The organism is Streptomyces sp. V3I7 (assembly GCF_030817495.1).
In the GTDB taxonomy this organism is placed as follows: domain Bacteria; phylum Actinomycetota; class Actinomycetes; order Streptomycetales; family Streptomycetaceae; genus Streptomyces.
On record NZ_JAUSZK010000001.1, the window covers coordinates 6,375,854 to 6,398,987 of the forward strand.

The following is a 23,134-nucleotide window of genomic DNA, read 5'->3' on the forward strand; positions in this document are numbered from 1 at the left end:
GGAGGGGGTCACCTGATTGCGTGGCTGATTGGGTGACGCGCGGTCGGGTACGCGGAGGGCGGCATGGGCAGCCGAAGTCTCTGCGGGAGGATCCGATGCGCCGGCGACGGTCCCCGGACGACGCGGCGGGCGTACCGCGCTCGCGCTCCGGCGTGGTCGGCCACCGTCGGGAACGCACGGGAGCCGAGCCCGTCACGGCACGCAGCGCGCTGGAACTGCGGCTCGTCCTCGGCGTCGCCGGGCTGCTCCTCCTGCTGCTCGGCACCGCGCTGTTCGCCCTGTGGGCGAGCGTCTCGGGGGCCCAGGACTCGCCGACCCCCGGTGAGCTCGGGACCCTGGCCGCGCTCTGCGGAGCCCTCGCGCTCCTGACGGTGGTGGACCTCGTGATCGTCATCAGGCGCCGTGCCCGGGAGCGGGGCGGCCGGCCGCACAGACACTGACGTGCGCCGGCCGCTGCGTCGTGCGGTCCGGTGGCGACGTGGAGACAGCGCGGTGACACTGGACGCGTCCGTGCCCCGAGCCAATGGACCATAACCAGGTGGACTATGAACGTCATCGAAGAGTCGGTCGAGATCGCGGTCCCCGTACGCACGGCGTACGACCAGTGGACCCAGTTCAAGAGCTTTCCGCGCTTCATGCCCGCGGTGAAACGGGTCGATCAGGTCAACCCCACCATGACGCGCTGGAAGGTGGGGGTCGGCCCCCTGAGCCAGGAGTTCCTGGCGGAGATCGTCGAGCAGGTGCCCGACAAGCTGGTGGCATGGCGCAGCGTGGAGCGCGAGCCATGGCTCCGCGGGGAGGTCGAGTTCCGTTCCGAGGGCCCCGACCGGACGGTGCTCACCGTCCGCATGGAGGTCCGGCCGCGTGGGCTGATGGGCCGGCTGATGGACCCCTCGAAGCTCGCCAGGCGTCTCGTCCGCACGGAACTCGGGCACTTCAAGGAGATCATCGAAGGACTGGGAGACGCGAGCGGCGCCTGGAGGGGATCGGTCCGTAACGGCCGAGTGCACCCCTCGGAGCCGGATCCGCCCAGGAGCCACGTGCCCAAGTGGCCCGTCGGCTGAGGCCGGCGGACGACGGCTGATCCGCGAGGACGACACAAGGCCCGGCAACGAGACGCGTCGACGAACCGAGAGGCAATGCGCGATGAAGAAGGCACCCAAGCACGAGCCGGACGAGCGACTGATCGTGACTCCGCCCAAGAAGTGGGCGGCTGGAGTCCCCGCGGTGGTGCACGCGTTGGAGTACTCCCTCGACGAGGCGACGCTCCGTACGACGGCGACGACGCTGCTCACCATGAACCAGGTCGAAGGGATCGACTGCCCGGGCTGCGCCTGGGCCGACCCGGCGCCGGGGCACCGGCACATGAACGAGTACTGTGAGAACGGCGCCAAGCACATCAACGACGAGGCGACCGGCCGGCGCGTCACCCGCGAGTTCTTCCGCACCCACTCGGTCTCCGAGCTGAACGAGCAGTCGGACCTGTGGCTGAACCAGCAGGGCCGGCTGACCGAACCGATGATCAAGCGGCCCGGCTCGGACTACTACGAGCCGATCAGCTGGCACGACGCGCTCGGTGTGATCGCGGACGAGCTGAAGTCGCTGGACTCCCCGGACGAGGCCGCCTTCTACACCTCCGGCCGGGCCAGCAACGAGTCGGCGTTCGTGCTCCAGCTCTTCGCGCGCGCGTTCGGCACGAACAACCTGCCCGACTGCAGCAACCTGTGCCACGAGACCAGCGGGTTCGGCCTGCACGAGACGCTGGGCACCGGCAAGGGCACGGTGGGCCTGGAGGACTTCTACCAGGCCGACCTGGTCTTCCTGGTGGGGCAGAACCCCGCGACGAACCATCCGCGCCAGCTGTCCGCGCTGGAGAAGTGCAAGCTCAACGGCGGCAAGATCATCTCCGTGAACACGCTGCCCGAAGCGGGACTGTTCCGGTTCAAGAACCCCCAGCAGCTCAGTGGCGTGATCGGTGACGGTATCAAGATCTCCGACCTGTTCCTGCACATCCGCAGCGGCGGCGACCTCGCTCTGTTCCAGGGCGTCAACCGGCTGCTGCTGGAGGCGGAGGACGCCGCCCCCGGCACCGTCCTCGACCACGAGTTCATCGACAGCCACACGTCCGGCTTCGAGGAGTTCGCCGAGCACGCACGCAACGTCTCCTGGGACGACATCCTCGCCGCCACCCAGCTCACCCGGCAGCAGATCGAGGACGTACGCGACTACGTGCTGCGCGCCAAGCGCGTCATCGTGTGCTGGGCCATGGGCGTCACCCAGCAGCGCCACGGTGTGCCGACCGTCCGCGAGATCGTCAACTTCCTCATGCTGCGTGGCAACCTGGGCCGGGCCGGCGCCGGCGCCAGCCCCGTGCGCGGACACAGCAACGTACAGGGCGACCGCACGATGGGCGTGTGGGAGCAGATGCCGGACGAGTTCCTCGACGCCCTCCAGGCCGAGTTCGGATTCGACCCGCCGCGTGAGCACGGCGTGGACTCCGTCAAGGCCGTCAAGGCGATGTACGAGGGCCGCATCAAGGTGTTCCTGTCGCTGGCCGGGAACTTCGTGCGTGCGGCCCCTGACACCCGCATCACCGACGAGGCCATCCGCCGCTGCCGGCTGACCGCGCAGATCTCCACGAAACTCAGCAAGGCCCACACGGTGACCGGGGAGACGGCGCTCATCCTGCCCTGTCTGGGCCGGACCGAGATCGACGTCCAGGCGGGTGGCATCCAGTTCGTCACCGTGGAGAACACCTCGAGCGAGGTCCACACCTCCTTCGGGAAACTCCCTCCGGCCTCCCGCCTGCTGCTCAGCGAGGTCGCCATTCTCTGCAGGCTCGCCCACCGGACGCTGGGCGACAAGGTGAAGGTCCCCTGGCGTGAGTTCGAGGCGGACTACGGGAACATCCGGGACCGGGTCTCCCATATCGTCCCGGGATTCTTCGACTTCAACCGCCGCGTCAACCGTCCCGGAGGCATCAGGCTCCCCAACCCGGTCAACGAAGGCGTCTTCGCCACCGCCACCGGAAAGGCCATGTTCACCCGCAACGACTTCGACATGTCGCGTGCGCCCGAGGGAACCCTCATCCTGCAGAGCATGCGCTCCCACGACCAGTGGAACACCCTCCCGTACACCGAGAACGACCGCTACCGGGGCATCCACGGCCGCCGCAACATCGTCATGGTCAACCCCGAGGACATGGCCGAACTGGGCCTCACCAGGGGGCAGTACGTCAACCTCGTCGGCGTGTGGCACGACGACGTCGACCGTCGGGTCGAGGACTTCATCGTCGTCCCCTACCCCACCACCCGCGGCTGCGCCGCCGCCTACTACCCCGAGGTCCAGCCCCTCGTCCCGCTCGACAGCGTCGCCGAGATCAGCAACCAGCCGACCTCCAAGGGCATCGTGGTCCGGCTCGAGCCCACGGCGACCCCGCCGGGCGCCAAGCCCACCGAATTCCGTCTCTGACGGGATGACCTGACGGTGTTCGAGGGCTGGCTCCGCTGCGGATTCAGCCCTCGACGCCCGTCGAGGTGTGGGCCGCGCCCACCGGCTTCGACTCCGGTGAGCCGCGCTGGCGGAGATAGACCGACAGGATGGCCATGGAGGCGACGGCGAGCAGCTCGGACTGCCAGTTCTGCAGCGAGCGGCTCCAGAAGTCGGCCGAGGCGAGGTAGGCGCCCCAGCCGACGGGCGCCTGGAGCTGACGCAGCCGCTGCTCGTTGAAGGCGGACACGCCCGCGATCGACTGCGCCAGCCAGGACAGCAGGAAGAGCCCGCCCATGACCAGCCCGAGGGAGCGGGAGAAGACCGTCTGACGCCAGCCCCCCGTACCGGCCCAGCGCGGGGAGTCGGTCCGCGCGTGCGGACCGACCCGCTGCTCCTTCTCCGATTCCAGTCCGGCCTTGTGCAACTCCTTGGACTCCGGAGAGCCGCGCTGCAGGAGCCACACCGTCCCGAAGATGTAGAGGAAGAACTGCAGGTACTCCGACTGCCAGTTCTCCGTCACGTCCACCGCGAAGTCCGACGACGTCACGTACTCGCCGAGGCCGACGGGAGCGAGGCCGTCGAGCGCGAGCTGCTCGTCGAACTCGGCGCAGCCCGCCACGGCCTGGCAGATGAGCACGACGAGGAACGCGAGCCCGAAGGCCAGGGAGAGACCGTTGTCGTGGACGAACCGACGCACGCCTTGCCCGCTGTGCGCCCTCATCGGTGCAGCAGCCCGATCGCGGCGAAGTAGACGAGCCCGGCGATGACGACGACGAGGCAGCCGGTGAACATGAACCTCATCGGTCACCCTCCCTTGATCGTGCACGTGAACGCCGGTTCGCCCGGCTCGGCCGCGCAGCCCGCCGCGACGACCCTCCAGCCCTCGTCGAAACGGGACAGGAAGAGGATGTCGTCGCGCAGGACCACCTGTGCCTGTCTGCCGTAGACCTCGACGTCGCGGACGGGGCCGCCTTCGGGGAGCCCCTGTTCCCCGAGCGCGGAAGCGCACGCAGAGCGCTGGGACTCCTGCAGCTCGCTGCGCGTCTCGGGGGCCAGCAGGGCGCAGGCGGCCAGGGTTCTGTGTGCGTGCAGCATCCCCTCGAACGTCTCTGCCAGCGCCGCAGCCTCCCCGCTCCGGGCTGCCGTGGCGCCGCAGCCGCTCGCCGCCGCGGCGAGGAGGAGCAGCGTCGCGGCCCGCAGCGCGTTCCTCCGCACCGTCAGGACGGCGCGGGGAACGGTGCGCTCGGACATCGGGCTGCCCTTCTCGGTGGATCCGGTCCTCACACCGCCGGGCTCGGGACCGGCGACGCCGTCAGCCTCTCAAGCCGGTGGCGTCGGCGCCGGATCGTTTGCTCAGCCGACGCCGATCACCACCCGTGCGGCGGTACGACGACACGGGCGGCATGCGCATCGACGCCGGACCCGGGGTACCCGTACAGGTGAAACCAGACCCGGTGCACTGCCTGGGGAGGCGTGATGGCAGAGATCAACCCCGTTGAACTGCAGAAGGTGCTCAGATCTCGGAAGCCGGCCCGGACCGGTTCGACAGCCCCGCCGACGTTCAGAAGGCCGTCCTCGGCGGCTCGTGACGGGAACGCCCCGCACGGGGAGCCGGGAACAGCCGCTCGGGGGCCTTTCACCTGAAGGAGTACGCATGCCTGCCGGATCCAGCGCCAAACGGGAGCGCCAGTACGAGCACATCAAGGAAGGCGCCGAAGAACGTGGTGCCTCGGCCTCGCGCGCCAAGGAGATCGCCGCCCGCACGGTCAACAAGGAGCGGGCGCGTTCCGGTGAGTCCAAGTCCGCGAGCAAGACCTCCACCCGGGACCGCAAGTCGGCGCCCGAGCGGGGCGGCGAGCGGTCCCACCAGGGTTCGCAGGGGCCGACCAAGGACCAGTTGTACGAGGAGGCCAGGAAGAAGAACATCGAGGGCCGCTCGTCGATGAACAAGGACGAGCTGCGGCAGGCCCTCGGACGCTGACCGGCCCACCGGCCCCGGCCGTCAGGGTCGACGCCAGGAGTCGGTGCCGAGGTGGGAGCCCGCCATGGGGCCCATGCGCAGCATCCCGCCGTCCACCGCCCACGACGCCCCCGTGACGTAGGAGGCGTCCGGTCCCGCGAGGAACGCGACGACCGCGGCGACCTCCCGGGCGTCACCGGGGCGTCCCAGCGGAATGCCGCGGCGCGTCACGGTCGTGACGTCCTCGTCCTCCTGACCGGTCATGGGCGTGGCGATCTCACCCGGCGCCACGGCGTTGACCGTGATGCCGTACTCGGCGAGTTCCAGTGCCATCACCTGCGTGAGCAGACCGAGCCCGCCCTTGGCCGCGCAGTAGGGCGCCGCCCCGACACGTGGCTGGTGCTCGTGGACCGAGGTGACGTTGACGATCCGGCCGCCGTCCCCCTGCGCGATCATGTGCCGCGCCGCCCGCTGCCCGCACAGGAACGGCCCCACCAGGTCCACGTCCAGCACCCGCTGGACCGTCGCGTGGTCCAGCTCCAGGTACGGCGTCGCCGTGCCGGTGCCCGCGTTGTTCACCAGGACGTCCACGCGCCCCAGTTCGGCCGCGAGTTCGTCGATCACCTCGGCGGCGCCGGGCAGATGGGTGAGGTCCAGCGCGGCGACGGCGGCGCGCCGGCTGTGACCGCGCACCTCGTCCGCCGTGGCCGCGGCGCCTCGCTCGTCGGTGTGGAAGGTGATCCCGACATCCATCCCGTCCGCGGCGAGACGGACGGCCGTCGCCCGGCCGATGCCCGAATCGGCGCCGGTGACGATGGCGACGGGTGTGTGGGTGCGCTCGCTCCCGCTCGGGTAGCTCGGGTACGCAGGCATCTCGCTCCTCGGGGCCCGCGGGGCGCCGGCTCAGGGCCAGGACGGTTCCTTGCGCGGCACGACGACCAGTTCCGAGACGGCGCTGCCGACCGGGACCGACAGTGCGTAGAGGACGGTGTCGGCCACGACGTCCGGGCTCTGGAGCAGGGACACGTCGGCGTCCGGGAAGCGCTCCAGGATGAACGGGGTCTCCATGCCGCCGGCGATGACGCCCGTGACGCCGATGCCGGGGCAGTCGCGCTGGGCCTCCTGGAACAGGGTGTGGGTGAAGGCCCGCAGCCCCGACTTGCCCGCCGCGTAGGCACCGGCCTCGGTCCAGGTGCGATTGGCCGCGGTGGAGAGGATGTTGACGATGTGACCGCCGCCCCGGGCCACCATGCGGCGGTAGCCCTCCAGACAGAGGTACATCGGCCCGAGCAGGTTCGTCGTCACCACCCGCGTCACCTCGTCGGCGCTCAGGTGCTCGATCGGCTTGGAGACGTCCACGGCGGCGTTGTTGACCAGGACGTCCACCGGCCGCCCTTCCGCGTCGAGGTCGCGGAAGACCTCCGCGACCATGTGCGGATCGCGGACGTCCAGCTCCACGAAGCGGGCGTCGCCGCCCGAGCCGGCCAGTTCGTCGCACAGCTCCCGTGCCAGTTCCTTGCGCACATCGGCCACGAGCACCGAGGCACCCGCGCCCGCCAGGCGCCGGCAGAGGGCGGCGCCCAGCCCGCGTGCGCCACCGGTCACCAGGGCCTGCCGACCGCGGAGGTCCACGCGCACCGAGCCGTCCATCGAGTCCGCCTTCCGTCGCCGTGCCGCGCCCCTGTCCTACGAGCGCGGAGGGAAACCGTTCCGTTCCTCACTGTGAGGCGGGCGCCGGGAACCGGCACGCCGGGCTGGGCCATCGCGGTCCGGACGCGAACGGACCCGCCGCCGGTCCCGCCGCCACGGCAGCCTCGTACCGCCGTGCTGTGAGCAAGCACACCAGAAGCGCGAATGCCCTGGCCCCAGCGGGTGTCGCGGGTCCCGGGCCCGTACCGCGGGCGCAGTCGGCGTCCGGCCGTGGTCCCGGTCTGTCACGATGGACGAGCCGTGTGCCGCAAGGGCCCCGGGGTGACACCCGGTACGGCATCCGACAGTTCGGTGGAGCGGCCGTGCAGAGCCGCCGGTGATCCGCGTCTCCGCCGCATCCGCCAAGGCCCGGGCACCCGCCGCCGGGCGCGTCCCCGAGTGCGTCCACTGTGTCTTCCCCCTCCGCCGGTGCCCCGCCGCGCCCGAGTTCCCCCACCGACGACCGCGCCCCCTGGCGCTCCTTGAAGTACCGCAGCATGCGGTGGTGGTCCGTCGCGAACCTCGTCTCCAACACCGGCACCTGGATGCAGCTGACGGTCCAGAACCTGCTCGTGCTCCAGATCACGGGCTCCGCGGCGGCCACGGGCCTGTCCATGTCCGTCCAGGCGGCGCCCGGACTGCTGATGGGCCTGGCCGGTGGCGCCTTCGTCGACCGGTGGCCGCGGAAGCTGACCGCCGCCGTCAGCCAGGCCCTGCTCGGTGTCGTCGCCTTCGTCACGGCCGCTCTCGTCGTCACTCACCACCTCGACCTCCCCGTGCTGATGGCCCTGGCGGCGGTCACCGGCCTCATCGCCACCGTCGACGGACCGGCCTGCGCACTGCTCGGCAACGACCTCGTCCGGACCGAGGACGTGCCCTCCGCCATCGGCGTGGGATCGCTCGTCCACAATGCCGGGCGGCTCGCCGGGGCGGCGCTGGCCGGAGCGACCGTCGGATTCCTCGGGACGGCCGCGGCGTACGCGGCGAACGGGCTGTCCTTCCTCTTCGTCGCCGCGGTGATCCCCTTCCTGCGTCCCGTGCGCCGTCCGGATGCCGAGCGGGGTGCGCGAGCGGAGAGGACCGCCGGTACTTCCGGTACTTCGCGGGAGGACCAGGACCAGAACATGAGCGCCCGTCAGGGCCTGAGGTTCTTCCTGCGTCGGCCGCGGCTGGTCGCGCTCGCCGGCGTCACGGCGATCAGTGCCGTCTTCGGCCGCAATTACGGGCTCACTCTGGCCGTCCTGGTCACCGGCCCCCTGGCCGGCGGCGCCGGTGCGTTCGGCACGGTCTCCACCGTGCTCGCCGCCGGAGGCATCGTCGGCGCGGTGCTCGGCGCCCGGCTGCGCAAGCCGTCGGTCCGGCTCGTGGGGCTGCTCGCGGCGGCCGGTGCCCTCCTGCAGATCGCGGCCGGGCTGTCGCCGTCGCTCGCCGTGCTGCTGGTGCTCGTCCTGCCCATGGCCGTGGTCGAGTCGGTCTCGGACACGGCCGGTACGACCGTGCTCCAGACCGATCCGCCCGCGCACCTGCGGGGCCGCGTCCTCGGCGTCTGGAACACCATCCGCACCCTCTGGGGGCTCGCCGGACCGCCGGCGCTCGGCCTGCTCATGGAACTGGCCGGGGCCCGAGGCGCCCTGGTCGTCGGCGGCATACTCATCGCCGCTGCCGTCGGTGCGGGACACCTCCTGCGCGGCCGCACGCCCGCGGTGCCTGTCACGCTGGGCACCGGTGACGCCGCCGCGGCCGGGCGGCCCGAACTCACGACCGCCGCCTGAGCCGCGATCTCAGGCGCGGCAGCTCGTGCGCCTGCGGGCGCGGGCAGCCGCCACGCGGCGCCGACCAGGGTGTGCCGGGCGGGGGCATCGCCGTCCAGGAGCGGCCGGGGCTCACCACCGCGGCCTGAGCGGACAGCTCGGGGTCGCGGCCGGTGGGGGCGGGTTCCCTCACGGCGAGGCTTCCACGGAGTGGATACGGCGTTCCACGCGCCGCGGGACCGGTCTGCGGTCCTTGAGCGCGGCGGGCAGACGCCAGGCCGCGCCCGCCAGGGCGTGCCGGGCCCCGGCGTCCGTCACGCCGTCCACGAGCAGGCAGGCTGTCTGGGAGAGGGCGTCTCGCAAGGGTCGGCGCAGCCACGCCGTGAGCAGGGCGTTGCGCCGCATCACGGCGTGGCGGCCGGGCCGGGGCGCCCCGTCCGGCTGGTGGCGGGCGACGACGTCGGGGCAGTGCACCACGCCCCAGCCGGCCGCGTCGAGATCGATCGCCAGCAGTTGCTCCTCCCCGCCGATCCGCAGCAACGGATGGAACCCGCCCACGCCCAGGAAGGCCTCCCGGCGCACCACCGCCGCGCAGGCGAGGAAGCCGAGCACCGACGGGCCGGGCATACCGGGCTCGGTGCCGAGGGGCGAATCCCGCAGTGCCGTGTTCAGCGGATCCTGGCGGGCCTCGTCGCCCACCAGCGTGGTGGCCGACAGCAGGCCCACACGCGGGTGGCCGTCGAGGATGTCCGCGGCGCGCTCCAGGGAGTCCGGCTCCCACCAGGAGTCGTCGTCGCTGAAGGCGACGTACGGCGTGTCCAGCGCGGCGGCGCCGTACGTCCGGCCCGCCGCCGCCAGGTTACGGCCGGGGGTCAGCAGCCGTACCCGGGGATGTGTCCGTCGTACGGCTTCGGCGGTGCCGTCCGTGGATCCGTTGTCGACCACGGCGATCGGTGGCTGTCCGGGCAGGTGTGTCAGGAGGTCCAGGGTCCGCAGAAGGCGCCCGCACCGGTTCCGGGTGATCACGACGATGCCGGTGCGTGGCCGGGGTGCCTGTCCGTTCACGGGAGCCCACCCGTTCCCGTGACCACCGTCGGCGGGCCCCCTGCCTTCGACTCACCATGGGGCTCGGGGAGGGCACGGACCGCCTCGACGACCTCCCCGACGGTGATCCGCAGCAGCCGTTCGTCCGGCTCGTCGCCGTGGGCGTCGCCCGGGCGGGGCGAGTCGTCGCCCGCGGGATGCCACAGCGCCCGATGGCGCGCGTGTTCCGGGGGCCCCCACAGGCGCGGGGAGACCGGACCGAAGAGGACGACGGACGGGGCGCCGAGGGCCGTCGCCAGGTGGGCGAGGCCCGTGTCGCCCACCACGACGCACCGGGCACCGGCCACGAGCGCGGCGAGCCGGCCGAACGGAACGTCGTCCCGCCCGCCCAGCACCGCCGTGGGCGCCAGTCCGGCGTCCTCGGCGACCCGGCGCGCCAGTCGCCCCTCGTCCGCGCCCGCCGTCACCACCACGTCGAGGCCGGAGCGGCGCAACTCCCGCGCCACGGCCGCGAACCGGTGCGCGGGCCAGCGGCGGGCGGCGGCGTCCGCTCCGGGGTGCACGACGGCCGCGCCGGGGGCGGGCGAGGCCTCCGCCGGACGCGGGAGCAGCAGATCGCCGGGGTCCGCGGGGATGCCGTACCACCGCAGAAGCCGGCACCAGCGGTGCCGCTCGTGTTCGTCCTCCCGCCACCGGGGCCCGGCGATCTCGGGCGTCCCCGGATGCCGGTAGGCCAGCAGGCGCCGTGGCCGCAGGCGCCGGAGCAGGAGATGACTCGCCGGCCCGTTGCCGTGCAGGTCCACGGCGAGGTCCGGCCCCGGCCCCTGCCACGCGAGCGAGCCGGGAACGGCCCGCCCCGGCGCCGTCGCGGGAAGCAGTCGGTCCACCAGGCCGGTGGCCTTGGCCGGTCCGGTCAGCCGTTCGGGTGCGGCGAGCACGATCTCGTGTGCGGGTAGCCGGTGCCGGAGCGCGCGTAGGGCGGGTACCGCTGTCAGCAGGTCGCCGAGGCCGAGGGCTCGCAGTACGAGTGCGCGGGGGCGCGGTTCGGGTCCGGGGGCGGGGGTCATGGTCCGGTTCCTTCGGGGGCCGCCGCCGCTCGGGCAGCCCGGCGTGCGAGCAGCGTGGTGGAGCGGCCGTCGAGATAGGGCAGCAGGACGGCCTGGCCGCCCCACGAGCGCAGTGCCTCCGCCTCGGGCAGCTCCTCCACCGAGTAGTCGCCGCCCTTGACCCACACGTCGGGCCTCAGCCGGCCCAGGAGCTCCACCGGCGTGTCCTCCTCGAACACCGCGACCGCGTCGACACTGCCGAGAGCGGCCAGCACCCGGATCCGGTCGGCCAGATGGTTCAGCGGGCGCCCCGGCCCCTTGCGGCGGGCCAGCGACGCGTCGGAGTTGACGCACACGATGAGGCAGTCGCCCGTGCGCCGGGCGCTCTCCAGCAGACCGACGTGCCCCGCGTGCAGGATGTCGAAGCAGCCGCCCGTCGCGACGACGGTCCCGCCACGCGCCCGCACCTCCTCCGCGAGCGCGAACGGGTCCTTCTGCGGTGCGGGCACGGAACGCGGCGTTACCGGCGCGTCCCACAGGGCCGGATTGCCCGCCCCGCCCGCCGCCACGAACGCCGCCGCCTCGGCGACCGCCCGCTGTACGGCCTCCTCCGGCAGGGCACCGTCGGCCAGAGCGGCCGTCGCGGCCGCCGCGAAGCAGTCCCCGGCACCGCACGGATCGCCCTCGGCCCGGTACGGGACCGGCACCAGCATCGGCGTCGTTCCGCCCGGCCGCGCGAGCAGCACCCCCCGCTCGCCGAGCGTCACCGCCACCGTCGCGGCCTGCCAGCGCTCGGCGAGTTCCGTGCCGCGCCGGGCGTGCGCCCGCAACGAGTCCCCGTCCCCGGCGACCAGCGCACGGGCTTCTGCCGCGTTCGGGGTGACCATGCGGACTCCCGGGACGGGCGCGCCGCCCCGCGGATGGGGGTCCCACACCAAGGGGGTCCGCCGCGCCACGGCCGCGAGATGCTCCCGCACGGCACGGGCCGTATGGCGGCCGTAGTCGGCGACGAGGACGGCGTGGGCCTGCGCCAGCGCGTCGGGCACCGCACCGTCCGGTTCACCGGGCGTGCCCCCGCCGCGGTCGATGCGCACCAGCGGCCTGCCGCTCGCCAGCACACGGGTCTTGACGGGCAGCGTGCCCGACAGCGGCAGCTCCACGAGCCGGACCCGGCCCCGCAGCGCGCGGCGTACGGCATCGCTGGCCGGGTCGTCGCCGAGCGCGGTCACGAGGACCACCTCCCGCCCGCACCGGGCCGCCAGGGCCGCGGCCAGACCGGCGCCACCGGGCCGGCAGCGGTCCCCGGTGACGTCGACGACCGGGGCCGGGGCGTCCGGCGCCAGCCGGCTGGCGACGCCGTCGATGTCCTCGTCCAGCAGGACGTCCCCGACCACCACCACCGCCCCGCCCGCGGTCACGGCGTACTCCGGTGAACCGCGACCCGGTGCGGCCGCCCCGACGCGTCCGCCGCCCCGGTCGCCGTGTCGAAGCTCTCGCAGAGCAGGTGAACGGCGACCAGATGGGCCTCCTGCACGGTCGCGGCCGCGTCGGCGTCGATGCACAACGCCTCGTCGGCCGCCTCCGCGAGCGGGTTGGGTCCCGGCCCGGTCATCGCCCACACCCGCAGCCCGGCGGCCCGGCCGGTCACCGCGGCCGTGATCAGGTTCGCGCTGCGCCCCGAGGTCGACAGCAGTACGAGCACGTCACCGGGGCGGCCGTGGGCGGCCACCTGCCGGGCGTACACGTGCTCGAAGCCGTAGTCGTTGCCGATGGCGGTCACGCTCGACGTCTCCGCGTGCAGCGCGAGGGCGGAGAAGGCGCGCCGCTCGCGCCGGTACCGGCCCACGAGTTCGGCGGTCAGATGCTGGGCCTGGGCCGCGCTGCCGCCGTTCCCGGCCGCCAGCAGCCGGCCGCCCGAGGGCAGTACCTGTGCGAGATGGGCGGCCCACGCGGTGATCCGGTCGATTCCGTCCCGGCGGAAGCGTCCGAGGGCGTCCTGCAGCGACTGACAGTGCCGGTGCGCCTCGTCGGGTGCAAGGGGTTCGCTCATGCTGGTCGGGCCGCCGCTCCCCGGGGACGGGGACAGCGCCCGCACCTCCTTCGGGCCTCGGTGCTGCGGGTCGTCGGACAGGTGCTCAGGTCGTCGGACAGGTGCTGCGGGTCGTCGGACAAGGGAGCGTGCCGCACCCCGTCGGCCGCGCGTGTCAGGTCCTCAGATCGCTCCGGTCACCGCGTAGCGCTCGCTGAGCACAGCGCCGTACACGTTCTCCGTGGCCGCCGCGATCCGGTCCCAGCCGTACCGGCTCAGGACCCGTCGGCGGCCGGCCGTTGCGCAGGCCTGGCGGCGGGCGGGGTCCGCGAGCAGTTCGCCGACGGCGCGGGCGAGGGCCTCGGCGTCCCCCGCGGGCACGAGCCTGCCCGTGCCGGGATCGGTGACCGTGTCCAGCTGGCCGCCGACCGCGCTGGCCACGACGGGCCTGCCGCAGGCCATCGCCTCCAGCGGCACGATGCCGAACGGCTCGTAGTCCGCCGGGCACACCACCACATCGGCGCTGCGCAGCAGCGGCGGCACCTCTTCGCGCGGCACGCCGCCGGTGAAGCGGACCCGCTCCAGTACGCCGGCCTGCGCCGCGATGCCGCGCAGTCGCCGCACCTCGGGGTCGTCGTCCAGGCGGTCCGGCGCCGGACCCCCCACCACGACGAGTTCCGTGTCGGGCAGCCGGGCCAGAGCGACGACGGAGACGGCCGTCCCCTTGCGCGGCACCAGCCGCCCCAGCTGAAGCAGCCGGAACCGGTACGCGCCGCGCCCGGCGGCCGGCCCGTCGGGAGTGAACAGGCCGGTGTCCACCCCGCAGGGCACGACACTGACCCGGTCGCCCGGTATGCCCATCCGCCCCAGTTCCCTGACCTCGTCGCGGCACGTGGCGACGACCCGGTCGCAGCCGAGGCCGACCTCGGTCTCCCAGGCGATCCGGGACGACGGGCTCGTGTCCGCCTCTCGTTGGTGCCGCCGCTTCACCGTGCCCAGCGCGTGGTACGTGTGCAGCAGCGGCAGCCCCGCCTCACGCGCCGCCCGCAGCGAGGCGAGCCCCGACATCCAGAAGTGCGAGTGCACCAGGTCCGGCGGCCGGACGCGCCACTGCTGGGCCAGGTGGCGGGCGAACGGCTCCATATGGGGCAGCAGTTCGTCCTTGGGGAGCTCCGTCGGCGGCCCCGCCGGCACGTGATGGACGTCGACGCCGGCCCGCAGTGACACCCGGCGCGGCAGCTCCGGCGAGTCCTGACGGGTGTAGACCGTGACCCGGTGACCGCGGTCGGCCAGCGCGGAGGCGAGGCGGGCCACATGGACGTTCTGGCCGCCCGCGTCGACCCCGCCCAGCGCGGCGAGCGGACTCGCGTGCTCCGAGACGAGCGCGACCGACAGCACCCCGGGGGACAGCGGATCGTGGGACGTCATGAGCGCACCTCCGTGATCAGGCGTTCCCAGTCGGCCAGAAAGCGTTTGAGTCCGTACCGTTCGACGGCCGCCTGGCGTCCGCGCGCCCCGTCCGCGGCGGCCGCCTCCGGCTCGTGCAGATAGCGGCGGGCGGCCTCGGCCAGCACCTCGGGCCGGGTGGACAGCACGCCGGTGCCGGGCGGCACCGCCTCGACCACCTCCGTGGTCGCGAGCGCCACCACCGGCAGGCCCAGGTGCATCGCCTCCAGCAGGGACAGCCCGAGCGAGGTCCAGCGCACCGGATGCAGATACAGCCGGCGCTCGGCCATGGCCGGATGCAGCCGGCGCTGCGGCAGATCCGCGCCCCGGCACCGGTCGGCGGGCAGCCCCAGGTGGCCGGCGAGGCCTTCCGTACGCATCCCGAAGACGTCGAGGGGAACGGCCTCGGACAGGGCGGGCAGCAGATCGGTTCCGGTGTGGCGGCCGCGCCGGACCGGTTCGTTGACCACCACGGCCGCCCGGGGGATCCGCCCGGTGTACTGGTGACCGGGGTCGACGATGCCGTGCTCGATGACCCGCGTACGGGTCGAACCGCTGTCCCAGAACAGCCGGTTGAAGTGGGTGACGTGCACGAGGGTCAGATCGCTCCGGTCCGCGCACGGGTGCCGCGTACCGGGGACGTCACCGTCGGGGGCGTTGTGCTCCAGGTAGACGGCGGGGACGTCACGGCCCGGCCGGCGGCCGCCCAGCCAGCGTTCGGCGAGCTCCGCCTCGTGCGGCCGCTGGAGCACGACGAGGTCGACCGGGGCGTCCCGCAGCTGATCGGGCGTCACCTCGCGCACGGAGTCGGGCCAGGAGAAGGTGCGCGCGCGTCCGAGGCCGTCGGGGCCGCGGTCGGGCGTGACCGGAACGAGGTAGAGGTGCGGCCCCTGGACGAACGCGGTCGTCCACGATCCGTGCACATGCCACAGCAGGATGTTCATACGGTCGCTCCTCGCTCAGGTTCCCCGTCCCCGGCCGGCCGGGGACGGGCCCCCGGACCGCCACCGCCGACGAGTGCGGCCACGGCGGCCAGCACCTCGGCGTCGCTCACCCCGTCCAGACACGGATGGCCCGGCACGGGACACCGGCGCGCCCTGCTTCCCGCGCAGGGCGCGGCACCGTCGCCGAGCAGCACATGGGGCACGCGGTAGGGCCGCCACCGCTCGGCCGGCACCACCGGGGCGAACGGGCACACCACCGGCGTGCCCACCGCGGCGGCGAGGTGCGCGGGCCCGGTGTTGCCGACCACCGCGACCCGGGCACCGGCGAGGACGCCGGCGAGCTGGTGCAGATCCGTCATGCCGCCGAGATCGAGGGCGTGCTCCCCGGCCACCCGCGAGGTGAGGTCCTTCTCCGCCGCGGCGCCCGTCACCACGACCCGGTGTCCGGCCGCGGACAGGGCGGCCGCGGCCCGGGCCGCCCGCCCCGGTGTCCACGCCCGGGCCGGAACCGCGGCGCCCGGATGGAACACCACGTACGGCCCGGTGCCCGTCAGGTGCGTGACGTCGGGAGGCGCGCACACGCGCAGTTCACCGCTGTCGCCGTGCGGCAGCGTGAACCCGGCGTCCTGGGCCAGGTCGAGCGCCGCCCGCGCCTCGTGGCGGTGCGGCAGCCGGCGGTGCCGCAGGTCGAGCAACGTACCCGGGTAGTCCTCGCTGTCCGCGGCCGTCCAGCCGACGCCCGCGAGCTTCAGCAGCAGCGCGGCGGGCAACGGGCTCTGGTGGTACGAGACGAGGATCAGGGCGCGGTCGAAGCGCCCGGCGGACAACGTCCGCAGCAGCGCCTGCGTCTCCTCACCCGACACCGGGCCCGGCTCCAGCCCCACCCACGCGGCGTCGTACACCACCACCTCGTCCACGCCCGGCAGCAGCCGGGCCGCCGGAGCTCCCTGCGGCCCGCACAGCACCGCGGTGTACGAGGAACCGGCGGCCACGGCCCGCACGGCGGGCCCGGCCAGCAGGACGTCACCGGCGCTGTCGAGCCGGACCACGAGGGAGCGCGAGCGGGTCATCGCGGCTCACCTCCCGGTCGTCCGCCGGCCGGCGAAGGGCGGGCGCCCGCGTCCCGGCGGCCGCTCAGCACGAGGCGTACGGCGTCCAGCAGGCACGGTGCCGTCTCGGCGGCCGCGCGGACCTCCTCCGGCCGGGTCACCGGCGTCGGCACCAGCACGCCGCGCGCACCGGCGGCCTCGGCGGCCCGGACGTCGTCCCCGATGTCCCCGATGACGACCGTGCCTGCGACCGGCACCCCGAGCCGTTCGCAGGCCGCGAGCACCAGACCCGGAGCGGGTTTGCGGCAGCCGCAGCCGTCGTACGGACCGTGCGGGCAGACCGCCCACACCGCGAACGGCCCGAGAAGGTGCTCCACCCGCTCGCGCACCGCCTCCACCTGGCCGCGCGTCAGCAGCCCGCGGGCGACGCCCGACTGGTTGCTCACCACCCCGACCGGAATGCCCAGCGCGCGCACGGCGCCGACGGCGGTCCGCGCCGAGGGCATCGGGACCACCAGCGCGGGATCGCCGTTGTACGGCACATCGGCCACGAGCGTCCCGTCGCGGTCGAACAGAACGGCGGCCGGCGCCGCGAGGTCACCCCGCGGCCGCCGTGCCGCGCACCGGCCTTCGCGCGCAGGGCCGTCGAACAGCCACGGCCCGCCGACCGTGCCGGTCCGTGTCCGTGACGAGCGGTCGTGCCCGCGCGGGGTCCTGGGCTCGGAGGGCCGGGTCATGACCCCACCCGCTCCCCGGTCGCCGCCCGCGGCGCGCGGGACACCGAGGCCGGTCCCGGCGGGGCCCAGGGCGGCGTCCGCCGGTGCTTCGACTGCCCCCGCAGCCAGTGCCAGGTGGCGGCGGGCGGGATGAGCGCACTGGTCACGACCATGGAGACGATCTCGTCCGGGGTACGCGGTCCCGGCCGGATCCGGGCCGCCGCGAACTCGGCCGTACCGGCCACCCACGCCGTGGCACACAACGCCGCGGGCACGCCCCTGCGCAGCACCGCGCACGACAGGGCGGCCACGGCCGCCGCCGTCACCGCCAGATGCCGCGGCAACCGCCCGCGCGCCGCGCCGGCCCGCTGCCACCAGTCCCGGCCGTGCAGCCGGTTCATCAGCACGTCATCGGCGTTGCCCGCCTGGAGGCGCACGGAGATCCACCGCCCGGCGGGACGCACGGGATGGCTGGTGCGGCGCAGGCCCCGGGCCAGGTCCCAGCCCGCCGCCCGCACGCGCAGGGCGAGGTCCGCGTCCTCCCGGAACGCGCGCTGGAACCGCTCGTCGAAGCCGCCGACCGCCTCCAGCGCCGCACGGCGGTACGCCATGTCGGCGGTGATCCAGCGGGCCTTCGCCAGAGCGGAGGTGTTGCGCTCCCAGTCCGTGGGCCGCCGGTCCGCGGGAAGCGGGACCGAGATCCGGGCGGTGACGCCACCGGTGCGGGAAGAGGCGGCCGCGAGGTCGCCGGCCAGCCGCTCGCCCCAGTCCGGTCCCGGCACGACGTCGTCGTCCAGGAACACCATCCACGGAACCTCGCCCGCCGCGCGCCAGCCGGCGTTGCGCGCGGCGGCGGGTCCGCGGCCCCCGCCGGGGACGACCGTCGTCACGGCACGCAGCTCGGCAGGGACCTTGGCGGACAGGGAGGAGGGTGCGGCGTCGGCGCGCACGCCGTCGTCCACGAGGACCACCCGCACCGGTTTCGGGCCGCGGGCGTCCGCCAGGGCGCGCAGGCACACCCCGAGGCTGGGGCGTCCCAGCGTGGGGATCACCACGGCGTAACGCGGGGCCCCGGCCCGCGGCCCGTCCCCCGTCATCGCCTCGTCCGCCGTCATCGCGCGGACCCGTCGTCGCAGGCGGCGTAGAGGGAGCTGCGCCGCACGGCGAAGGGGCCGATCGCCAGCAGGTCGACCGGCGAGGAGCCGAAACACTCCAGAGCGTCGCGCGGGTCGTCCACCATGGGCCGGCCCGCGGTGTTCAGGCTCGTGTTGACGACGACCGGCAGCCCGGTCAGCTTCTCGAACTCGTCCAGCATGCGGGCCACCAGCGGCTCCTGCGCGCGGTCCACGGTCTGGATACGGGCGGTTCCGTCGACGTGGACGACCGCCGGGATCCGCTCCCGCCACCGCGGCAGCACGTCATGGACGAACAGCATGTACGGGCTGGGCATCGGCCCGGTGAAGATCTCCGGCGCTCGCTCGGCCGTGACCATGGGCGCCACCGGCCGGAACTGCTCACGGCCCTTGACGTCGTTGAGCCGCTCCAGATTGCCCGCGTGGCCGGGATGCGCCAGCAGCGACCGGTGGCCCAGCGCGCGCGGCCCGTACTCCGAACGCCCCTGGAACCAGGCGACGATCGCGTTGTCGGCCAGCGCCCGGGCCACCGTGGCCGCGATGTCCGCGGGCCGGTCGAACGGCACGCCCGCCGTCTTCAGCCATGCGGCCAGCTCCGCTTCGGACCAGTCCCGTCCGAGGTCCGCGCCGGCCATGGGCTGCGGTTCGTCACCCGCACCGGCCGCGAGGAGCAGGGCGGCGCCCAGTGCGGTGCCCGCGTCGCCGGCGGCGGGCTGCACCCACACCCGGGAGAACGGGCCCTCCCTGGCGACACGGGAGTTGGCGACGCAGTTGAGGGCGACGCCGCCCGCCATGGTGAGCACGCTGTCATGCGTCCTGCCGTGCAGCCAGCGCACCAGGTCCAGCAGCGTCTCCTCCAGCACGGCCTGGGCGCTGGCCGCCACATCGGCGTGGTCCTGGGTCCACGGCTCCTCCGGACCGCGCGGCGCGCACAGTTCGTGCCAGGGCACGCCCGTGGCGCGGAAGCCGCCGTCGCCCGTGGGGTGGACGTGGCGGCGGAGTTCGCCGAGCATGCGCGGACTGCCGTGGGAGGCGAGGGCCATCACCTTGAACTCGTCACACGAGCGCAGGAATCCGAGGTGTTCGGTGAGCTCCTCGTAGACCAGCCCCAGCGAGTGCGGCAGCTCCTGCGCGTTCAGGGCCTCCAGCCGGTCGCCGATCCGGCGCGCGGCGAGGTGCGAGGCGCGCTCGCCCCGGCCGTCCAGCACCAGCACGGACGAGTTCCCCGCGTCCTGCGCGGCGAAGGCGCCCGACGCCGCGTGCGCCATGTGGTGCGGTACGAAGCGGACCCTGCCGGAAGCGAGTCCGGGCAGCGCGGTCGCGAGGAACCCGGGTGCCTCGCGCGCGTACGCGAGCCGCAGATGGTCCCAGGGGTCGTCGAGGCCCATGGACTGCGCGGACCGGGCGAGCGAGGGGTCGAAGGAGTACGCCACTGCGTCGAGGTCCTCCGGGCGCAGACCCGCCCGCTTCAGACACCAGGCGGCGGCCCGCTCCGGAAGCTCCCAGGCCGAGAACGGCACGGGCCGCTTCCCGTGCTTGCGCCGTGAGAACCGTTCCTCCTCCGCGGCGGCGACGATCCGGCCGTCGACGACGAGAGCCGCGGCGGGGTCGTGGAACAGGGCGTTGATACCGAGGATGCGCATGGGGGTCGAGCCTTTCGGCAGGGGAGGGGCGGCCCGGAATCAGGTGACACCGGGGCCGGACTCGGCCGGCTCAGTCGTGTCCGTGGTCGCGGAACCACGCGATGGTGCGCCGCAGCCCCTCCTCGGCACTCACCCGCGGCTCCCACTGGAGCTTGTCGCGGGCCAGGGTGATGTCCGGGCAGCGCACCGCGGGATCGTCCGTGGGCCGCTCGACGAAGTGGATCTCGGAGCGGGAGCCGGTCAGTTCGATGACCAGCCGGGCCAGTTCGAGCATCGTCAGCTCGGTGGGGTTGCCGATGTTCACCGGGCCGCGCATACCGTCCCGGGCCAGCGCAAGGATGCCCCGTACGGTGTCGTCGACGTAGCACAGGGAGCGGGTCTGGAGCCCGTCACCGGTGACGGTGAGCGGCTCACCGTCCAGGGCCTGCCGGACGAAGGTGGGCACCGCGCGTCCGTCGTGGCCGCGCATCCGCGGCCCGTAGGTGTTGAAGAGCCGCACGATGGCGGTGTCGACGGCGTGGGCCTCCGCCTCGGCCGTGGTCAGCGCCTCACCGAAGCGCTTGGCCTCGTCGTACACGCTGCGCGGGCCGACCGGGTTCACGTTGCCCCAGTACCGCTCGTTCTGCGGGTGCTGCTGAGGATCGCCGTACACCTCCGACGTGGAGGCGAGCACGAAGCGCGCACCGGCGTCGTGCGCCAGGGCCAGGGCGTTGCGGGTGCCGAGACTGCCGGCCTCCATGGTGTGCAACGGCAGCCGCAGATAGTCGGCGGGAGAGGCGGGGGAGGCGAAGTGCAGGACGAGGTCCGGCGGTCGGCCGACGGCAAGGCGCTCCGAGACATTGGCCCGCACCAGCGTGAATCCGGGCCGGTCACGGAGCTCGGATATGTTCTCCGGCCGCCCGGTGCTGAAGTCGTCCACGCACGTCACGGCCGTACCGGCGTCCAGGATCGCGGCACACAGGTGCGAGCCGACGAAGCCCGCGCCACCGGTGACGACCGCGTGCTTCCAACCGGGTGTGGCGGCGTTGCTCATGTCATCTCCTGCCTTCGGCGGCGAGCGAGGCCTGGTGACTGCCGTCCGGCGTGCTCGGGCGCCCTGTCCGGGCCCGGCGCGACGAGGTCCCGCGTCGGTGCCGGACCCCTCGCCAGGCTCCCCTCGGCCCCGGCCGACGGCACGACGGCTTAGCACATTCAGGTGATGACTCAGAGTGACGAACGCCGAGCGGGCGCGTAGCCGCAAGAGTTTCGGGCACTCGGCGAGTGTGTTTGTGTCATCCCTCTACGGTTTCGCACGAGGAGAGCGTTATGGGGCTCTTCACGCAGCTCGCCACCCTCCCCCTGGCGCCCGTGCGCGGCGTCGTATGGGTGGCGGAGCGCGTCCAGGAAGCAGCCGAGAACGAGTACTACGACCCGGCGCCGGTGCAACGCGCACTCGCGGAGCTCGAACGCGGGCTCCAGGCCGGGGAGATCGACGAGGAGGAGTTCACCCGGCGTGAGGAGGAACTGCTCGACCGGCTGGCGGAGATCCAGGCCTACTGGCAGAGCCGGTAGCCACTCGTAATCGGCGTTTTGTCGGCATATGCCAGATGGATCAGGGTACGCCGCTTAGAAGGCAGCAACGCTGAGTTGAGCGAGTAAGGCGGTGAATGATCACGGCCGAGCACGATGAGCACCAGAAAACAGGTACGTCGAAGCGACGACCGGACAAGCGGTCGGCCTCTCCGGAGCGTGTGTCGGCGCCCGAGGCGATGCGCAGCGCCGCCGAGCAACTCGGCGAGCTGCTCGGCACGCGACCGGAATCGGTGTCCGCGCTGAAGCCCACGGACGAGGGCTGGGAGGCCCGCGTCGAGGTCGTGGAGGTGCCCCGGATACCCGAGACGACCAGCATCATGGCCAGTTACCAGGTCGAGCTGGACGCGCAGGGAAACCTGATGGCGTACGAACGCGACAACCGGTACACGGGCTCGCAGGTGGACCGGTAAGGGAGGTAGTTGTGACTGTCATGCCGCAGCAAGGGGCGGCGACGGCGACCGGCGGTGGAGGCGGCGGAAACCTCTATGACGTGCTGGATCTCGTGCTGGACCGCGGTCTGGTCATCGACGTGTTCGTCCGGGTGTCCCTGGTCGGCATCGAGATAGCGAAGATCGACGCGCGCATCGTCGTCGCCAGCGTCGACACCTATCTGCGCTTCGCCGAGGCCGCCAACCGCCTGGACCTGGAAGCCGGGCGCAAGGCTCCGGCCCAGCTCACCGACGTCACGGAGAAGCTGACCGAAGGCGGGGCCAAGGGCAAGAGCAAGGGCGCGCTGAGCGGCGCCGTGGAGACGCTGACGGAGTCGCTGCAGGGAGGCCGCGACAGCGCGGACGAGGACAAGGAGGAAGAGGAGGAGCCCGAACGGGCCCGTAAGTCCTCCTCGTCGCACCACCGCTCATCCCGGCGCCGTGAACGGGAGGAGGAGTAACCGTCATGTCCCTGTACGTGTACGCCATCACCGGGGCATCGCATCCGCTGAATCTCGACGACGTGAAGGGGGTGGGGGACCCTCCCGCCGACCTTCGCGCGATCCGCGGCGACTCCGTGTCCGCCGTCGTGAGTGACGTCCCCGACGACCTGAAGGTCAGCCGCCGGGACCTGGACGCCCATCACGCGGTCCAGGACCGCCTGTTCGAGGACGGGGTCACGCTGCCCCTGCCCTTCGGGATGATCGCCGAGGACGAGGACGCGGTACGAGCCGTCCTCACGGAACGGGAGCAGGAGTACGCCGAACGTATCAAGGGACTCGCGGAGCGCGTCGAGTTCAACCTGAAGGCCGCCTGGAACGAGGACGCGGCGCTGCGTCAGATCCTCGAGGAGTCCGAGGAGATACGAAACCTGAACGAGGCCACGAAGCAGCCCGACGCCAGGTACGAGGACCGGCTGAGGCTCGGCGAGATCCTGGCCCAGGAGGTCATGCGCCGGCAGGAGACGATGGCGGCGGAGGTCGTCACGGAACTCCAGCCGCTGGCGCAGGCCGAGCGGCTCGCGCCGCCCTCGGAACAGTACGCCGTGAACGCCTCGTTCCTGGTGGACCGGGAGCGTGCCGACGCGTTCGCCGAGGCGGCCGGACACCTGGCGGAGCGGCTCGGGGAGCAGGCCGGGCTCCGGGTCCTGGGGCCCCTGCCGCCGTACAGCTTCGCCTGACAGGCGACACCG

The 23,134-nt window shown here is 73.4% G+C and carries 24 protein-coding genes; 9 read left to right on the top strand and 15 right to left on the bottom strand.

What is annotated here, in order from left to right:
* Positions 1 to 95: 95 nt before the first annotated feature.
* From QFZ74_RS29445 to QFZ74_RS29455, 3 genes are all read left to right on the top strand, one after another.
* A complete protein-coding gene (locus tag QFZ74_RS29445; protein ID WP_307623885.1) occupies positions 96 to 440 on the top strand; it encodes a DUF6343 family protein in 345 nt (114 codons plus the stop codon).
* Positions 441 to 545: 105 nt separating this feature from the next.
* Positions 546 to 1,064, top strand: a complete 519-nt coding sequence (locus tag QFZ74_RS29450) for an SRPBCC family protein (RefSeq protein ID WP_307623886.1) — start codon at positions 546 to 548, stop codon at positions 1,062 to 1,064.
* Between the two features lie 82 nt (positions 1,065 to 1,146).
* Positions 1,147 to 3,471: an FdhF/YdeP family oxidoreductase gene (locus tag QFZ74_RS29455; RefSeq protein WP_307623887.1), complete on the top strand. Its 2,325-nt coding sequence runs from the start codon at positions 1,147 to 1,149 to the stop codon at positions 3,469 to 3,471.
* Positions 3,472 to 3,514: 43 nt separating this feature from the next.
* On the opposite strand, the gene QFZ74_RS29460 is transcribed toward QFZ74_RS29455, so the two are convergent.
* Positions 3,515 to 4,213: a DUF6766 family protein gene (locus QFZ74_RS29460; RefSeq protein ID WP_307623888.1), complete on the bottom strand. Its 699-nt coding sequence runs from the start codon at positions 4,211 to 4,213 to the stop codon at positions 3,515 to 3,517.
* Between the two features lie 83 nt (positions 4,214 to 4,296).
* Entirely contained in the window at positions 4,297 to 4,743 is a 447-nt protein-coding gene (locus QFZ74_RS29465) for a hypothetical protein (protein WP_307623889.1), read from the bottom strand.
* Positions 4,744 to 5,146: 403 nt separating this feature from the next.
* Between QFZ74_RS29465 and QFZ74_RS29470 the strand changes: the two genes are divergently transcribed.
* Entirely contained in the window at positions 5,147 to 5,473 is a 327-nt protein-coding gene (locus QFZ74_RS29470) for a plasmid stabilization protein (RefSeq protein ID WP_307623890.1), read from the top strand.
* Positions 5,474 to 5,494: 21 nt separating this feature from the next.
* On the opposite strand, the gene QFZ74_RS29475 is transcribed toward QFZ74_RS29470, so the two are convergent.
* Positions 5,495 to 6,325, bottom strand: a complete 831-nt coding sequence (locus QFZ74_RS29475) for an SDR family oxidoreductase (RefSeq protein ID WP_307623891.1) — start codon at positions 6,323 to 6,325, stop codon at positions 5,495 to 5,497.
* Positions 6,326 to 6,355: 30 nt separating this feature from the next.
* Positions 6,356 to 7,102 carry an SDR family oxidoreductase gene (locus tag QFZ74_RS29480; RefSeq protein WP_307623892.1) on the bottom strand — a complete coding sequence of 249 codons (747 nt, stop codon included), beginning with the start codon at positions 7,100 to 7,102 and terminating at the stop codon, positions 6,356 to 6,358.
* Positions 7,103 to 7,638: 536 nt separating this feature from the next.
* Here QFZ74_RS29480 and QFZ74_RS29485 point away from each other — a divergent pair.
* Positions 7,639 to 8,913 carry an MFS transporter gene (locus QFZ74_RS29485; protein ID WP_373462452.1) on the top strand — a complete coding sequence of 425 codons (1,275 nt, stop codon included), beginning with the start codon at positions 7,639 to 7,641 and terminating at the stop codon, positions 8,911 to 8,913.
* A gap of 168 nt (positions 8,914 to 9,081) precedes the next feature.
* On the opposite strand, the gene QFZ74_RS29490 is transcribed toward QFZ74_RS29485, so the two are convergent.
* The 11 genes from QFZ74_RS29490 to QFZ74_RS29540 form a co-directional block, all read right to left on the bottom strand.
* The gene (locus tag QFZ74_RS29490) at positions 9,082 to 9,957 is read right to left on the bottom strand and encodes a glycosyltransferase family 2 protein (protein ID WP_307623894.1); all 876 of its coding nucleotides are present in this window, start codon (positions 9,955 to 9,957) and stop codon (positions 9,082 to 9,084) included.
* The gene (locus QFZ74_RS29495) at positions 9,954 to 11,003 is read right to left on the bottom strand and encodes a glycosyltransferase family 9 protein (protein ID WP_307623895.1); all 1,050 of its coding nucleotides are present in this window, start codon (positions 11,001 to 11,003) and stop codon (positions 9,954 to 9,956) included. The genes QFZ74_RS29490 and QFZ74_RS29495 overlap by 4 nt, the downstream gene beginning before the upstream one ends.
* A complete protein-coding gene (gene rfaE2, locus QFZ74_RS29500; RefSeq protein ID WP_307623896.1) occupies positions 11,000 to 12,400 on the bottom strand; it encodes a D-glycero-beta-D-manno-heptose 1-phosphate adenylyltransferase in 1,401 nt (466 codons plus the stop codon). Before rfaE2 ends, QFZ74_RS29495 begins: the two co-directional genes overlap by 4 nt.
* Positions 12,397 to 13,032 carry an SIS domain-containing protein gene (locus QFZ74_RS29505; protein ID WP_307623897.1) on the bottom strand — a complete coding sequence of 212 codons (636 nt, stop codon included), beginning with the start codon at positions 13,030 to 13,032 and terminating at the stop codon, positions 12,397 to 12,399. The genes rfaE2 and QFZ74_RS29505 overlap by 4 nt, the downstream gene beginning before the upstream one ends.
* Positions 13,033 to 13,194: 162 nt before the next feature.
* On the bottom strand, positions 13,195 to 14,439 hold the full coding sequence (locus QFZ74_RS29510; protein WP_307623898.1) for a glycosyltransferase: 1,245 nt from the start codon (positions 14,437 to 14,439) through the stop codon (positions 13,195 to 13,197).
* Positions 14,436 to 15,401: a glycosyltransferase gene (locus QFZ74_RS29515; protein WP_307623899.1), complete on the bottom strand. Its 966-nt coding sequence runs from the start codon at positions 15,399 to 15,401 to the stop codon at positions 14,436 to 14,438. The genes QFZ74_RS29510 and QFZ74_RS29515 overlap by 4 nt, the downstream gene beginning before the upstream one ends.
* Positions 15,398 to 16,471, bottom strand: coding sequence for a glycosyltransferase family 9 protein (locus tag QFZ74_RS29520; RefSeq protein WP_307623900.1), 1,074 nt, complete (start codon positions 16,469 to 16,471; stop codon positions 15,398 to 15,400). Before QFZ74_RS29520 ends, QFZ74_RS29515 begins: the two co-directional genes overlap by 4 nt.
* The gene (locus QFZ74_RS29525; protein WP_307623901.1) at positions 16,468 to 17,187 is read right to left on the bottom strand and encodes an HAD-IIIA family hydrolase; all 720 of its coding nucleotides are present in this window, start codon (positions 17,185 to 17,187) and stop codon (positions 16,468 to 16,470) included. Before QFZ74_RS29525 ends, QFZ74_RS29520 begins: the two co-directional genes overlap by 4 nt.
* Positions 17,184 to 18,281: a glycosyltransferase family 2 protein gene (locus tag QFZ74_RS29530; protein ID WP_373462453.1), complete on the bottom strand. Its 1,098-nt coding sequence runs from the start codon at positions 18,279 to 18,281 to the stop codon at positions 17,184 to 17,186. The genes QFZ74_RS29525 and QFZ74_RS29530 overlap by 4 nt, the downstream gene beginning before the upstream one ends.
* Positions 18,278 to 19,942: a carbamoyltransferase C-terminal domain-containing protein gene (locus QFZ74_RS29535; RefSeq protein ID WP_307623902.1), complete on the bottom strand. Its 1,665-nt coding sequence runs from the start codon at positions 19,940 to 19,942 to the stop codon at positions 18,278 to 18,280. The genes QFZ74_RS29530 and QFZ74_RS29535 overlap by 4 nt, the downstream gene beginning before the upstream one ends.
* Positions 19,943 to 20,012: 70 nt before the next feature.
* Positions 20,013 to 20,975 carry an NAD-dependent epimerase/dehydratase family protein gene (locus QFZ74_RS29540; protein ID WP_307623903.1) on the bottom strand — a complete coding sequence of 321 codons (963 nt, stop codon included), beginning with the start codon at positions 20,973 to 20,975 and terminating at the stop codon, positions 20,013 to 20,015.
* A 272-nt stretch (positions 20,976 to 21,247) separates the two neighbouring features.
* On the opposite strand from QFZ74_RS29540, the gene QFZ74_RS29545 reads away from it, so the two are divergent.
* The 4 genes from QFZ74_RS29545 to QFZ74_RS29560 all read left to right on the top strand — a co-directional run bounded on the left by QFZ74_RS29545 (position 21,248) and on the right by QFZ74_RS29560 (position 23,122).
* Positions 21,248 to 21,493, top strand: coding sequence for a gas vesicle protein GvpG (locus QFZ74_RS29545; RefSeq protein ID WP_307623904.1), 246 nt, complete (start codon positions 21,248 to 21,250; stop codon positions 21,491 to 21,493).
* Between the two features lie 95 nt (positions 21,494 to 21,588).
* Positions 21,589 to 21,924 (top strand): gas vesicle protein, encoded by a 336-nt coding sequence (locus QFZ74_RS29550; protein ID WP_307623905.1) that lies wholly within the window; start codon positions 21,589 to 21,591, stop codon positions 21,922 to 21,924.
* A gap of 20 nt (positions 21,925 to 21,944) precedes the next feature.
* Positions 21,945 to 22,403: a gas vesicle protein GvpJ gene (gene gvpJ / locus QFZ74_RS29555; protein ID WP_307624320.1), complete on the top strand. Its 459-nt coding sequence runs from the start codon at positions 21,945 to 21,947 to the stop codon at positions 22,401 to 22,403.
* Positions 22,404 to 22,408: 5 nt separating this feature from the next.
* On the top strand, positions 22,409 to 23,122 hold the full coding sequence (locus QFZ74_RS29560; RefSeq protein WP_307623906.1) for a GvpL/GvpF family gas vesicle protein: 714 nt from the start codon (positions 22,409 to 22,411) through the stop codon (positions 23,120 to 23,122).
* The last annotated feature ends 12 nt before the right edge of the window (positions 23,123 to 23,134 follow it).

Coding starts and splice junctions, on each gene's coding strand:
- QFZ74_RS29445 (WP_307623885.1), top strand. CDS start 96: ATGCGCCGGCGACGGTCCCCGGACGACGCGGCGGGCGTACCGCGCTCG.
- QFZ74_RS29450 (WP_307623886.1), top strand. CDS start 546: ATGAACGTCATCGAAGAGTCGGTCGAGATCGCGGTCCCCGTACGCACG.
- QFZ74_RS29455 (WP_307623887.1), top strand. CDS start 1,147: ATGAAGAAGGCACCCAAGCACGAGCCGGACGAGCGACTGATCGTGACT.
- QFZ74_RS29460 (WP_307623888.1), bottom strand. CDS start 4,213: ATGAGGGCGCACAGCGGGCAAGGCGTGCGTCGGTTCGTCCACGACAAC.
- QFZ74_RS29465 (WP_307623889.1), bottom strand. CDS start 4,743: ATGTCCGAGCGCACCGTTCCCCGCGCCGTCCTGACGGTGCGGAGGAAC.
- QFZ74_RS29470 (WP_307623890.1), top strand. CDS start 5,147: ATGCCTGCCGGATCCAGCGCCAAACGGGAGCGCCAGTACGAGCACATC.
- QFZ74_RS29475 (WP_307623891.1), bottom strand. CDS start 6,325: ATGCCTGCGTACCCGAGCTACCCGAGCGGGAGCGAGCGCACCCACACA.
- QFZ74_RS29480 (WP_307623892.1), bottom strand. CDS start 7,102: ATGGACGGCTCGGTGCGCGTGGACCTCCGCGGTCGGCAGGCCCTGGTG.
- QFZ74_RS29485 (WP_373462452.1), top strand. CDS start 7,639: ATGCGGTGGTGGTCCGTCGCGAACCTCGTCTCCAACACCGGCACCTGG.
- QFZ74_RS29495 (WP_307623895.1), bottom strand. CDS start 11,003: ATGACCCCCGCCCCCGGACCCGAACCGCGCCCCCGCGCACTCGTACTG.
- QFZ74_RS29505 (WP_307623897.1), bottom strand. CDS start 13,032: ATGAGCGAACCCCTTGCACCCGACGAGGCGCACCGGCACTGTCAGTCG.
- QFZ74_RS29510 (WP_307623898.1), bottom strand. CDS start 14,439: ATGACGTCCCACGATCCGCTGTCCCCCGGGGTGCTGTCGGTCGCGCTC.
- QFZ74_RS29515 (WP_307623899.1), bottom strand. CDS start 15,401: ATGAACATCCTGCTGTGGCATGTGCACGGATCGTGGACGACCGCGTTC.
- QFZ74_RS29520 (WP_307623900.1), bottom strand. CDS start 16,471: ATGACCCGCTCGCGCTCCCTCGTGGTCCGGCTCGACAGCGCCGGTGAC.
- QFZ74_RS29525 (WP_307623901.1), bottom strand. CDS start 17,187: ATGACCCGGCCCTCCGAGCCCAGGACCCCGCGCGGGCACGACCGCTCG.
- QFZ74_RS29530 (WP_373462453.1), bottom strand. CDS start 18,281: ATGACGGCGGACGAGGCGATGACGGGGGACGGGCCGCGGGCCGGGGCC.
- QFZ74_RS29535 (WP_307623902.1), bottom strand. CDS start 19,942: ATGCGCATCCTCGGTATCAACGCCCTGTTCCACGACCCCGCCGCGGCT.
- QFZ74_RS29540 (WP_307623903.1), bottom strand. CDS start 20,975: ATGAGCAACGCCGCCACACCCGGTTGGAAGCACGCGGTCGTCACCGGT.
- QFZ74_RS29545 (WP_307623904.1), top strand. CDS start 21,248: ATGGGGCTCTTCACGCAGCTCGCCACCCTCCCCCTGGCGCCCGTGCGC.
- QFZ74_RS29550 (WP_307623905.1), top strand. CDS start 21,589: ATGATCACGGCCGAGCACGATGAGCACCAGAAAACAGGTACGTCGAAG.
- gvpJ (WP_307624320.1), top strand. CDS start 21,945: ATGCCGCAGCAAGGGGCGGCGACGGCGACCGGCGGTGGAGGCGGCGGA.
- QFZ74_RS29560 (WP_307623906.1), top strand. CDS start 22,409: ATGTCCCTGTACGTGTACGCCATCACCGGGGCATCGCATCCGCTGAAT.